At 34.7% G+C, this 13,031-nt stretch carries 13 protein-coding genes and 1 tRNA gene; 13 read left to right on the top strand and 1 reads right to left on the bottom strand.

The window, feature by feature from the left end:
• Positions 1 to 33: 33 nt before the first annotated feature.
• Positions 34 to 109: transfer RNA gene (locus tag PHX18_07230), tRNA-Gly, on the bottom strand.
• A 563-nt stretch (positions 110 to 672) separates the two neighbouring features.
• Between PHX18_07230 and PHX18_07225 the strand changes: the two genes are divergently transcribed.
• From PHX18_07225 to PHX18_07165, 13 genes are all read left to right on the top strand, one after another.
• On the top strand, positions 673 to 822 hold the full coding sequence (locus PHX18_07225) for a hypothetical protein (protein ID MDD3594402.1): 150 nt from the start codon (positions 673 to 675) through the stop codon (positions 820 to 822).
• A gap of 236 nt (positions 823 to 1,058) precedes the next feature.
• Complete coding sequence (locus tag PHX18_07220) at positions 1,059 to 2,759, top strand: hypothetical protein (protein ID MDD3594401.1); 1,701 nt, start codon at positions 1,059 to 1,061, stop codon at positions 2,757 to 2,759.
• 167 nt (positions 2,760 to 2,926) lie between these two features.
• Positions 2,927 to 3,061, top strand: coding sequence for a hypothetical protein (locus PHX18_07215; GenBank protein ID MDD3594400.1), 135 nt, complete (start codon positions 2,927 to 2,929; stop codon positions 3,059 to 3,061).
• Between the two features lie 642 nt (positions 3,062 to 3,703).
• Positions 3,704 to 4,153, top strand: a complete 450-nt coding sequence (locus tag PHX18_07210) for a hypothetical protein (GenBank protein MDD3594399.1) — start codon at positions 3,704 to 3,706, stop codon at positions 4,151 to 4,153.
• A gap of 476 nt (positions 4,154 to 4,629) precedes the next feature.
• On the top strand, positions 4,630 to 5,373 hold the full coding sequence (locus tag PHX18_07205) for a hypothetical protein (protein MDD3594398.1): 744 nt from the start codon (positions 4,630 to 4,632) through the stop codon (positions 5,371 to 5,373).
• Between the two features lie 13 nt (positions 5,374 to 5,386).
• A complete protein-coding gene (locus PHX18_07200) occupies positions 5,387 to 6,265 on the top strand; it encodes a hypothetical protein (protein ID MDD3594397.1) in 879 nt (292 codons plus the stop codon).
• A gap of 12 nt (positions 6,266 to 6,277) precedes the next feature.
• Positions 6,278 to 7,117 (top strand): hypothetical protein, encoded by an 840-nt coding sequence (locus PHX18_07195; GenBank protein ID MDD3594396.1) that lies wholly within the window; start codon positions 6,278 to 6,280, stop codon positions 7,115 to 7,117.
• A 64-nt stretch (positions 7,118 to 7,181) separates the two neighbouring features.
• Positions 7,182 to 7,418 carry a hypothetical protein gene (locus PHX18_07190; GenBank protein MDD3594395.1) on the top strand — a complete coding sequence of 79 codons (237 nt, stop codon included), beginning with the start codon at positions 7,182 to 7,184 and terminating at the stop codon, positions 7,416 to 7,418.
• 3 nt (positions 7,419 to 7,421) lie between these two features.
• Positions 7,422 to 7,925: an N-acetylmuramoyl-L-alanine amidase gene (locus PHX18_07185; protein MDD3594394.1), complete on the top strand. Its 504-nt coding sequence runs from the start codon at positions 7,422 to 7,424 to the stop codon at positions 7,923 to 7,925.
• A gap of 41 nt (positions 7,926 to 7,966) precedes the next feature.
• Entirely contained in the window at positions 7,967 to 9,922 is a 1,956-nt protein-coding gene (locus PHX18_07180; GenBank protein MDD3594393.1) for a hypothetical protein, read from the top strand.
• Positions 9,923 to 10,895: 973 nt separating this feature from the next.
• On the top strand, positions 10,896 to 11,342 hold the full coding sequence (locus tag PHX18_07175; GenBank protein ID MDD3594392.1) for a hypothetical protein: 447 nt from the start codon (positions 10,896 to 10,898) through the stop codon (positions 11,340 to 11,342).
• A 468-nt stretch (positions 11,343 to 11,810) separates the two neighbouring features.
• Positions 11,811 to 12,047, top strand: a complete 237-nt coding sequence (locus PHX18_07170; protein ID MDD3594391.1) for a hypothetical protein — start codon at positions 11,811 to 11,813, stop codon at positions 12,045 to 12,047.
• Positions 12,048 to 12,279: 232 nt separating this feature from the next.
• The gene (locus PHX18_07165) at positions 12,280 to 12,573 is read left to right on the top strand and encodes a hypothetical protein (protein ID MDD3594390.1); all 294 of its coding nucleotides are present in this window, start codon (positions 12,280 to 12,282) and stop codon (positions 12,571 to 12,573) included.
• The last annotated feature ends 458 nt before the right edge of the window (positions 12,574 to 13,031 follow it).

Raw genomic sequence — 13,031 nt, 5'->3', positions numbered from 1 at the left:
AAAAAAAGACACTCTAAGGTGTCTTTTCAGAAATGGAGCGGACGACGAGGCTCGAACTCGCAACAGCCTGCTTGGAAGGCAGGTACTCTACCAATTGAGTTACATCCGCATTTGTACACTTATTTTTAGCTGCTTTTGGCAAAGTGCTAGTATGTCAGTGATTAGTATTCATTTTTCAAAATTGTAACTCAATTGGCAGTCTGTGGACAAGCCACGTTGTTTCCTTCGTCACCAAGGAGTTACATCCGCATGTTATTTTTTCAATCACTTAAGGTTTAGCACTTATTTTTACTATATTAGATGCTGAAACAAGTTCAGCATGACAGATTTTTAAGTATGTAGCTGCTTTTGGCAAAGTGCTGGCATATCAGTGACTAATATTCATTTTTCAAAATTGTAACTCAATTGGTAGTATGTGGACAAGCCACGTTGTTTCCTTCGTCACCAAGGAGTTACATCCGCATTTGTACACTTATCTTATTATAACCCGTATTTTTTTTCAAGCGATTGTTATTTCCATATTTTATTTAGCTTTCATTATAGTTTATATATGTCTATTTATGTACTTTATACATAGTTTTTTAAACTGCAGAAGAGAGCTGCAGAAAACACGGCATAGGTTTTAAAATTATGCCGAAAAATTTTTACATTACTAAAACACAGGAGGAAAACATGGGAAATTACTATATGAATAAATTGAAGCGATTATCCCAAAGGAGCTATGAAAAAGGCTCAAACACACAAAATTTTGCGTCACAGAGTGCATCAGGACGACTTTATACAAAAGAGGATATAGATTTAATGCCGGTAGAGGAGTTATAAAAGCAAACTGGAATAATATTAATGAGCAAAATAAGGTTTATGGAATCCCATCGGTAAATCAGGCAAAAAATTATACCCAAAGCGGAGAAGTTGTATTTATAAACGATGCAACTCCACGATATGAAATAAATATTGATAACTCTACAAATCAACCTAAATTACAACAAGGAGCATTTAAGAACGGAAATTTCAATAATTTTCAGGCAGAACCTTCTGCAAATAATATTGCAGTGCCTATGAATACTCCTCAAGTACAAGGTATTATGCCTTATGAAGAGGAAGACCCTACCCCTTACCATGATTGGGGTTCTGAAGCGGGTAAGAATTTTCCTTCGCCATTTGGTATTTTGTTTAAGCCAAGGACAACCCAAAATGCCTATGCCGATGAATCTGAAACAATACCCGAAGAACCCTCGCCTTCAGAGAATGGTAAAGATGATATACTGAAAGGAAGAGTTGAGTATGAGGAGAGAAGAGTTCCGCCCCCTGACTATCGCGACTATCCTGATGAAGAGGAGGATGAGGAAGATAAAAAGAAGAAGCCTAAACAGCTTAATCTCTTAGAACTTTTGGCAACCGACGGAATATCATTAGCCAAAGCAATACACACAGGAAGCGGAATAAATCAAGTGGAACTGTTTAACGATATAAAAAATAATATAGGTTCATCTTTGAAAGATTATCCTGAAGCTCAACCTCTATATACTGATGTTAGCGATATGAGGCAGGCAGCGTATCGCCAACACGTATTTGAAGTAAATAATATGCAGGAAGAGGCTGCAATAGAAAAACAAAAGCTTGATGAAATGGCAGCAAAGTTTTATGAAAATTACGGAAATGCTGAAATACCAATGTCGATGGAACCAATGTCAACTCCGGATTATTACAGAACGCCGCCTGCTCCTATAAAAAATAATGAGGCAGAGGAGTTTTATCAAGCGAGAAAAGAAGCGCCAGAGCCTGATTATAACTACAATTATAATCCTTATACGCGATATGTTTACGGATATGATGATTCTTTGCGTCAGAATTACAATAAAGCGTTCGAATCGCAAAGACCGCAAAATAGCGGATATCGTCCGCCTGCGGAGCCTGTATTTTACCCGCAAACGCCGTATGACCCTTCACAAGAGCCGGGGTTTGACTTTGAGAATTATGCCAAACAGCAACAGGTGGATGAGATTAATGCGTATCATGAAGCTTTGAGGCAGCAGTATGAGCAAGAGTTGCAGAGGGAGCTGGCAAAGATATGGGCAGGCGGTGCGCTTGAAATAGCAAGTGCAGGTGTACCTGTAGGCGGAGCTATGAAAATAGGATCAAAAGTATTAGCGCCAGCATTAACCCCGGCACTGGGAAGATTTCTTGCAAACCGAATAGCAGAAGGAACTGCCGCAGGAACTGTGGGAGGTGCAGTGGAAGATGCGGGAAGGTCTATCCGTGGTGGTGAGAATGTACCCGATATTGCTAAGAACATTGCGTTGGGCGCCTTAGGAGGAGCTGCAATAGGCGGCGCTACAGGTGGATTATTTGGTGCTGGCAAAAGAGCCTGGGATGGTAATGAGCTGAAAAATTACGCTGATGTGAAAAAACTGAGTACTCCAGAACGCAAGGAACTTAGAAAATTCGGCAAGAAGTATTATCAAAATTATGTTCAGCAAACCAGCGTTAATAGAAAAGATCTTGGCGAAGTAAAATTTTATGGTGATGGACTAAGAGAAACTATAAATCAACAACCAAATAATGTTAAAAACTTTTCCGATTTAAGAGAAAATATAAAAAAGGCTAAATATGTTGGAGAAGAAGTTTTGAATCATCCTAGAAGAGATGGGATAATCAAATTCCATAGATTACGGTATAAAGGCGAAGATTATTTGGTAGGAGAAACTCAAAGCGGAGATAAAATTTACCATATTTCTAAGAAAAGCCCAAATGATTAATAATTAGAAACTAGGGTAAGCTAACGTTGATTAGACGAGGCCTACCCTAGCTTAATTATTATAACATATTTTTTACAAAATGTTAGGGTTCAATACATATTAGATTAAGCAAAATTATCTTTAATGATACACGTACCGATCTTAGTAACAAGGAATTATTGAAAAAAGTGTATGAAGATATTCAAGAAAATCCTGATGTACCGCTAGGTTATCATGATGATATTTATTGGCAGAATATATTTAATTCTACTGATTATGTGAGTCCTGTTTTAAAGCCTATTTCTGATAAATTAAACTTTTAGAGTTAAAAAGGCAGGGTTTTTATAAAACCTGCCTTTTATAAAGAATATTTGTAATATTAGTCATTTCCAAAAATTTGTGACATAAAATATAAAATACTGATAAAAAAGACTACAAAAGTTAAACAAATCGTAGAAATAATGCTAAAGAACATATAAAAATTCTCCCAATTAGTTTTATTTTTTTCTTTTATTTGTAGAAACGTAAAATATGCAAGAGGTATAATTAAAATTTCAATAATAAAAATTATTATAAAAATATCATATTTGTGTGTATTTAAAAGAAACTTAGTTAAATACTTTAATATAATTGGAAATAATAGAATATAAGAAATGAAATATATTGAAAATTTATATGAATTAGACATGGAAAATTCCTAAAAATTTAATAAATAATAGAAGTAATATGATGCCTATTATAGTTAAACCAATCATACATATAGCTAAGCCTATTATTATAGATAGGGTGATTATTGAAATTTGAACTAATTTTTTTATTTTGTCCATCACCTGATTATAACATTGGAATTTATACATGTCTATTGATGACAGATAGTGCTATCCCTGATCAAAGAATAGAGTTTTATCAGACAGGCGATTTGTATATCATATACAAATTGTCCGTTTCTCTGTATAATGCAGATTATGAATAAGGTTTTAAAAGTTGTAGAATATGTATCGTTTGCTTTGCTTAATTTATTGTTAGCAACAAATATATTGCCAATTATGATTTGGCTTTTGTTATTTGGATGGATAATTTTTGATGATAAGACCGATATATTTGTTGTTTTTATCGGTATAATAATTATGATTTTTCTATCCATTTACGTGAAAAATAGAATTTTCCCGATAATTTATATGCTAAAAAATAAGTATTCAAAAGATAATGTCTTTTTTGAAAGATTTAAGTCAGATAAATTATTTAGAAAAAGGGTCATTTTAACTGCCTTGATAACAGATTTGTTATGTATTTTAAGTATTTATTTGGTTATAAAGAGTCCTGGTATTCTTTTTTATCTCTTGTTTGGCGGAGGAGTATTAATAAGTTATTTATCGTTGCAGTCTTGGTTCAAAAAGAGAAATATGCTGTCTTAATTTAGTTATATAAAGATATTCAAGAAAATCCTGATGTACCAAAAGAATATAAAGATACGCTCTTTTGGGAAATTCTTTGGAATAGCTTGGGTTTTTACAATGATATCAGACGTAAAAAGTAATTTTCTTATAAGTTGAGTGATTTTACCAATCGAGTTGATCTATGAGATAGATGAAACGAGATATAAAAATTATTATAAATGGAAAGCAGCTTGTTGTTATAATGCTAAAAATCATATATGCGGTTTTCCATTTATTTTTATTTTGTTCTTTAATTTGTAAGGAAGTGAAATAAATCACTGGTAAGTATAGCAAAGTTGAAAATGTTATAAGTGTAGCAAGGAAATTCCATATACTGCTTATTATATATGCCTTTCGCATAGTTTTTTAAACTGCAGAAGAGAGCTGCAGAAAACACGGCATAGGTTTTAAAATTATGCCAAAAAAATTTTACATTATTAACACAGGAGGAAAAAATGGGTGGAAATTCTACACCGGACGTTCCTGAGTATAAGTTTGTACCGACTTATATTCAGCAGGACGGCCAAACGCTTGCATCAAATTATTATGACCCTGTATTGCAAGCTTATGTTACAAATGTAGCTACATCAGCAGAAGACCAGGCAAGGAAAAGTTATTTGAAAAATCAATTATCTGAATACGAGAAAGGAATTAATACTTTTTCACCTGAACTTGTAAACCAGTGGGAAAATATTGCTAATGCTCAAAAACAGTCGGCTGTGGGTTATTTTGATTCTATGTATGAGCCCGCTGCACGTTCGGCAAGAGAGGACTATTTTGCAAGATTAGGAACGCTTGACAGTACTGCTTATTTAGACAGGCAAAATGATATTGAGAAAACAAGACAGCAGGCTTATGCAGATATTGCAAACAATTATGTGGCAAATATGGATACACTGAAACAAAATGAACTGAGTAACCGTTATAACTATTTGAATTATTTGCAAAACGGGATCAATGGAGCGGGCAATACCCAAAATAATTATTTGTCTGCTATTTCAGCTTTGGGCTCGAGTTATAACAACAGCTACAATGATTATTTGTGGTCAAAATATAAAGCAGAATTAGCCGGCAGTTCTGCAACAAGCCCTAATATTGCTTCACTGGTTAGTTCTGCCGGCGGAGCTGTATTAGGTACGGCTACTGCTAATCCTTTGTTAGCCGGATCATCTATGGCTGGTTTATTAGCATCATTTTAATAGGGAGAATTTAATGGACAATTTAGAAAAATTAAATTTAGAGCAAACCGTTTCAGAAAAGGCTAACAACCCTTTAGAGGAATATGCCGCACAGTTGGAACGTGAAAATGCGCTAAAAAACGGTAAAAAATCTAATCAGGCTGAAGTGCCTAAAACTCAAGAAGCTATGATAGATTATCTTTTACCGCAATTTAAGAGTGTTGAAGATCAGGCTAAGTCTTACAAAGAACTTCAATCTCTTTATACCAGGCAAGCGCAAGAGCTTGCTAAATTAAAGAAAGGGGAAGAATTTGCTTTGCAAAAATCCCCGATAAATGTACCTGAGCAGCCGAAGGTTGACTTTTATGCTCAGGAGCAAAAACTTAAAGCCGCTTATTTGCAAGAATTAGAAGCTTTGGAATATGCAAGGCGTTCAGGCAAAATCGGGCAGTCCGAAAAATTGAAAATGGAGCATGATTTGCAGAACTTTTTTAACAAAGAGTTTGCTCTAATGAACTTGCAAATGCAGCAGCAAAAACAAAGTAAACCGCTTGATTTGGTTGCACCTTCAGAGTTTTTTTCTGAGGAGTTAAAAACGAAAAAATATCTTGAACCTGTGAGTGCGTTTTTAGATAAGAATTATTCAAAACTTTCTAAAAATGAGCTGGAAGGTATCAGGGATATGGTTAATTCTTTAGAAGTTTCTTTGAGGGAGGAAATTCAAAACGAACTCAGTTTGAAAAACGAAAACGAGTCTTATCGTCAAAAACTTACTTCTGCAACGAGTTTAAACCATCCTTCAATGGCTGAGAAAATCTACTCGATTGAGGAAATTAAGAATATGAATCCTGAGGAGTTTAGAAAAAATCGGGCAGCTATTTTAGAGCAGTTTACAAGTAGAAAAATTAGATAGGAGAATTTTTAAATGGTAAATTACAGTGAATTTGTACCCGAAATGTGGTCAAAAATCTTAAATACAAGTTTTGACAATACAGGGGTTATGGATACTTGTGTTAACAAAAAATACGAAGGTGAAATCAAAAATGCCGGCGATACTGTTCATATCCCTACTATAGGTAATGTTACAGTTCGTGATTACGGCTCTGATGATATTACTTATGAAATTCCTGAAGGCTCAAGTTCGACTTTGGTCTTGGATCAGAAAAAATATTTTGCTATTAATGTGCCTGATATTGAAAAAGTTCAATCTGATGTGGACTTAATAGACGGTTACACTAACAAGGCGAAAACTGCAATCGCTCTAGCTAAAGATACTTTTCTTCTTGGAAAACATGCAGATGTTCCTTCAGGAAATATAGTATCAGCCGACGGTTATACTCTTGATAAATCAACAGTTTATCAAAAGTTTGTTGAACTTGCTAAAGTTTTAAAAGTCAACAATGCGGTTGATTCTACAGGCAAAAATCCCTGGTGTGTTATTAACCCTGAAATAGAAGCTGCACTTATTCAAGCACCTGAGTTTACTCACGCTTCCGAAAAAGGTGATGCTACTATTCGTGACGGTGCTATTGCTAAAATTGCCGGTATGGATATTTTGGTTTGTACAAACCTTGCTCCCGTTGCCGGTAAAACTTACGTTATGGCAGGTATTTCCGATTCTATAAGCTTTGCAGGTCAAATTGCCAAGCTTGAAGATATCAGATTTGAAGCCAGATTCGGAACAGGCGTAAGAGGATTGTATGTTTACGGTGCTCTTACCGTTAACTCCAACCAATTAGCTAAATTAGTAGTGAATGCTGCTTAGCTTATTTGAGTTGGGATTTTTTGAGGGGGGCTTTGCCCTCCTCTTTTTCTAAGGAGGTCTGAATTTGGAAAATATTTTAGTTTCTCTTTTAAGTAATCCTATTCTTGCGGGATATATGGACTTGGTTTTCGTTACGGTTTTGGTTTATCTGACCGTCAAAATTAAAAATATCGAAGACCAATTGTGCAGGCATGAGTGTGATGAAAAGGATGATTTAAAAGATATTAAAGATAAAATTTCTAAAATTGAAAATAACATCAACACAATTAACCAAAATATTATTGAACTTGCTAAGAGGTAGTGTATGAAAAGAATTATTTACCATTGGAGTGCGGGGACTTATCACCCGTCTGTCTGTGATAAACAGCATTACCACTATATTATTGATGACAAAGGAGTAATACATAATGGATTTTTTAAACCTGAAAATAATAAAAATTGCATCCAAAATCAATACGCAGCGCACACGGGCGGCGGCAATACTGGCTCTGTTGGGATTGCTTTTGCCGGTATGCTTGGCTTCGTGGATAGATACAACAAGGGGAATTATCCTTTAACTCAAAAACAATGCGAGGCGGGATTTGAACTCGGAGCTTATTTGGCGGACAAATACAGCTTGAATTTGGATACCTGGCAAACTATTCAAACACATTACGGGTTTGGGAAACGTAACCCAAAAACCTCAAGTACAGGCAAAATAGATATTGTCTATCTGCCGCCCTATCCTGAGGTGCAGTCCGATGATGTAGAGAATTTTATCCGTAAAAAAGTTAAGTGGTATTTTGAAAAAATAAAAGGCCGTGGATAAACACGGCTTTTTTTAACATTACTAAAATATAGGAGGAAAACATGGGAAATTACTATATGGATAAATTGAAGCGATTATCCCAAAGGAGCTATGAAAAAGGCTCAAACACACAAAATTTTGCGTCACAGAGCGCATCAGGACGACTTTATACAAAAGAGGATATAGATTTAATGCCGGTAGAGGAGTTAAAAGCAAACTGGAATAATATTAATGAGCAAAATAAGGTTTATGGAATCCCATCGGTAAATCAGGCAAAAAATTATACCCAAAGCGGAGAAGTTGTATTTATAAACGATGCAACTCCACGATATGAAATAAATATTGATAACTCTACAAATCAACCTAAATTACAACAAGGAGCATTTAAGAACGGAAATTTCAATAATTTTCAGGCAGAACCTTCTGCAAATAATATTGCAGTGCCTATGAATACTCCTCAAGTACAAGGTATTATGCCTTATGAAGAGGAAGACCCTACCCCTTACCATGATTGGGGTTCTGAAGCGGGTAAGAATTTTCCTTCGCCATTTGGTATTTTGTTTAAGCCAAGGACAACCCAAAATGCCTATGCCGATGAATCTGAAACAATACCCGAAGAACCCTCGCCTTCAGAGAATGGTAAAGATGATATACTGAAAGGAAGAGTTGAGTATGAGGAGAGAAGAGTTCCGCCCCCTGACTATCGCGACTATCCTGATGAAGAGGAGGATGAGGAAGATAAAAAGAAGAAGCCTAAACAGCTTAATCTCTTAGAACTTTTGGCAACCGACGGAATATCATTAGCCAAAGCAATACACACAGGAAGCGGAATAAATCAAGTGGAACTGTTTAACGATATAAAAAATAATATAGGTTCATCTTTGAAAGATTATCCTGAAGCTCAACCTCTATATACTGATGTTAGCGATATGAGGCAGGCAGCGTATCGCCAACACGTATTTGAAGTAAATAATATGCAGGAAGAGGCTGCAATAGAAAAACAAAAGCTTGATGAAATGGCAGCAAAGTTTTATGAAAATTACGGAAATGCTGAAATACCAATGTCGATGGAACCAATGTCAACTCCGGATTATTACAGAACGCCGCCTGCTCCTATAAAAAATAATGAGGCAGAGGAGTTTTATCAAGCGAGAAAAGAAGCGCCCGAGCCTGATTATAACTACAATTATAACCCTTATACGCGATATGTTTACGGATATGATGATTCTTTGCGTCAGAATTACAATAAAGCGTTCGAATCGCAAAGACCGCAAAATAGCGGATATCGTCCGCCTGCGGAGCCTGTATTTTATCCTCAAACGCCGTATGACCCTTCACAAGAGCCGGGGTTTGACTTTGAGAATTATGCTCAACAGCAGCCACAAATAAATGAAAATACATATCAACAAATGCTGGAGTCTAAGTATAGCAAAGATTGGTCTAATAGAGCATCTTCTGCAAACGATGCTTTTTTGTATAATAATTTGTTGTCTAACAGGTATTCTAATGATATTGAGAATGCACGCCAAAAGGAATATTCTGAAAGGTTCGGTCCTACCGATAAAATATCTTTGATGGATTTTATAACAGAATTAAAAAATAATGTTGAAAGACGTAGACAAAAAAGAGAGATAATAGACCCTATGCTTAATGAATTTGTTATAAAAGAGAATGTCCCTATGGAGCATAGGAATGCTTTGAGACATAGGGCAGGGAGTGCATTAATGTCAAATATTATAGGTTCTCCATCTAAAGCTCGTTTGTTGGGGAATTTTAAAGAAGTCGACGATTTGCTTAGATTAAAAGAAAATGATACACCCATTGATCTTCGTAACAATGAATTAGGAAGGCGGTTGTACAAGCAGTATCCTGACCTTAGTAACGAGGAATTATTGAAAAAAGTATATAAAGATATTCAAGAAAATCCTGATGTACCAGAAGAATATAAAGATACGCTCTTTTGGGAAATTCTTTGGAATAGCTTGGGTTTTTACAATGATATCAGACGTAAAAAGTAATTTTCTTATAAGTTGAGTTATTTTACCATTGATCTAGGGTATAGATAAAATAAGATGTAAAAATTATTATAAATGGAAAGCAGCTTGTTGTTATAATGCTAAAAATCATATATGCGGTTTTCCATTTATTTTTATTTTGTTCTTTAATTTGTAAGAAAGTGAAATAAATCAATGGTAAGTACAGCAAAGTTGAAAATGTTATAAAAATAGTAATAAAAATCCATATTTCTTGAAAATGAATAAACTGTACTAATCTTTCTGTCAATATTTCAGTAGCAAAAGGTATAATTATCCATGATATACAATATAAAATTAAATATAAGGCGAATTTTAAGATATTATTCAATGTTACCCCTTTATCAGTTGGTTTATGGTTATAATTATGCTCGTCAATGATACTATTCCTATTGCTATTACAAAACTACCCAAAATTAATGAGCTAATAATTAAAATTATACTGCTTATTTTTTAATGTTGTTCATATGAAAAAATTATAACATTAGAATTTACATATGTCTATTGATGATAGGTAGTTCTATACCGCAGAAGATTGGCTCAAGCCCTGAGTTTGTTGGGTTTTTAAAAATAGGGATTAACAAACAAATACTAGGGTAAGCTAACGTTGATTAGACGAGGTCTACCCTAGCTTAATTATTATAACATATTTTTTACAAAATGTTAGGGTTTGTTAGGGTTCAATACATACTAGATTAAGCAAAATTATCTTTAATGATACACGTACCGATCTTAGTAACAAGGAATTATTGAAGGCAGTGTATAATAAAAAAAAGTGAGGGACCCCAATCGGTGCCAGTACCACAATACTAGTCCTAGTTGAAGCCCTCACTTGGTATTGTAACATACCAGTTTGCTTTGTCAATTGCATAAAAATGCAATTTTGCAAGATAAACTATAATAACAGACAATTTGTATATCATGTGCAAATTGTCTGTTTCTTTGTATAATATAGATTATGAATAAGGTTTTAAAAGTTGTAGAATATGTGTCGTTTATTGTGCTTAATTTATTGTTAGCAACAAATATATTACCATTAGTAGTTAGTTCTTTATTGCTAGGTTGGTTGATTTTTGACGATAGAGCAGATTCTTCGATTGTTTTTAGTTGGATCATAATTATGATTTTTTTATCAACTTTTCTTAAAACTAAAGTTTTCTCAGTAATTTATATAATAAAGAATAAATATTCAAAGGATAATGTCTTTTTTGAAAGATTTAAGTCAGATAAATTATTTAGAAAAAGAGTATTTTTAGCTGCCTTGATAACAGATTTGTTATGTCTTGCAATTATTTATGTAATCATAGACATTGGTGTTCTTTTATATGTCGTTTTTGGTGGAGGAGTATTAATAAGTTATTTATCTTTGCAGTCTTGGTTCAAAAAGAGAAATATGCTGTCTTGATTTAGTTGTATAAAGATATTCAAGAAAATCCTGATGTACCAAAAGATATACAAAGATACGCTCTTTTGGGAAATTCTTTGGAATAGCTTGGGTTTTTACAATAATGTCAGACGTAAAAAGTAATTTTCTCATAAGTTGAGTGATTTTACCATTGATCTAGGGTATAGATTAAGCTTAAGGGGTGGGAAGGAAGCTAGGAAGTTGAGAAGCTTAGAAGCTGAGAGAGCTAGGATTAGGTTTAAGAGGTTGAGAGGTGTCACTCTGAATTTGTTTGACAAAGGGAACAGGCGAATTGATGAGCCTATTGGACAGATGCTGAAACAAGTTCAGCATAACAGGTTGTTTTTTAAAAATGATGAAGAGGTGTAGTGTTAACTGGCTTGTTTAAAAATGTTTACAAAAATAAAGGCAATTTTTCTATAACAAAATACTTTATTAGAATGTGAAGGTAAAAGGTAAATAGGTGTTATGTTAAAGAAGATTTCTAAACAGGAAACCGGCTCTGCTAAATTTAGCGGTGCGGCTCAAAATCCCATTAAACACGGAGACAATGAATGTCTAAATCGGTTAGTAGTTGCTTTTAAAGAGTTTTGTGAGTTTTTCGATAACGACTCTGTGGATAAAGCAATTAAACATGAATTCGGAAAAGAATATGCAACTTTGCCCCTGCTGATTAAGGAGCGTATTTATTACGAAAATCATTAATCCTCAATTTAAATTCCCCCTCCTAAATAATTGCCCATAGTTAGTTGAAAGCCCGGGCATAACTGCTCGGGCTTTTATAAGACTAATAGTGCGCAAATCGAAAAAACAAATTTTTCTGATTTGTGCAATGGTCTTGTTATTGTAAATTTTTGCTAAGTTTTTGGCAGGTATGGCATTTTTTAGGGCGGATGCGTTTTTATTTTAGTAAGACTAGAAATTCGGGTATATTAGCATGGCTTTAGACGCTACAGTAAAATTACAACAGTACGGTGTGCTTACTCCGCAGATTAATCCGTTTGAACAACAAAAGGTTAATCCCGGTATTCAGCCTGTCCGTAAAGTTGAAGGTCCAAGCGTCAATCCTACCAAAGACCCTTCCCTCCAATCTGCTATTGCAGGTAATTTCTTTATGAAGACTGTACCATTTGGTGAAAACCATGCGCTTGGTCCACAAGATGCTTTTTATGTTAAAGCTCCCGGTGGCAAAGAAGGCAGAGCAGCCGGAAACTTTATGTCTATGGCATAAATAATAAGTTTTTAAAAAGCAAGTTTTAGGACTTGCTTTTTTTGTGCGGATTTTGTTTGGTGGTCTTATAATTCGGCAACTCTCAAGCTCTTCAACTTTAAAAAACAACTGTCGCCCTGAATTTAGTTCAGGGTCTATCCAACCTGAAGTTTAAACATAAAGTTGGCAAGATACTGAGCTCGCTTCGCTCCTCAGCATGACAACCAGGACGTTGGGTTAAAGCCCAACCTACATAAGCTAATCCCAACTTCTCAACTTCTTAGCTTCTTTCCACTGGATTGCCACAAAATGCTTCGCATTTTTCGCAATGACAAAAATAGCTTCTCAGCTACTTAGCTTCTTTCCACTGGATTGCCACAAAATGCTTCGCATTTTTCGCAATGACAAAAATAGCTTCTCAGCTACTTAGCTTCTTTCCACTGGATTGCCACAAAATGCTTCGCATTTTTCGCAATGAC

The organism is Candidatus Gastranaerophilales bacterium, from assembly GCA_028696075.1.
In the GTDB taxonomy this organism is placed as follows: Bacteria; Cyanobacteriota; Vampirovibrionia; order Gastranaerophilales; family JAILCC01; genus JAQVHS01.
This window is presented reverse-complemented; position numbering and strand designations above follow the sequence as displayed.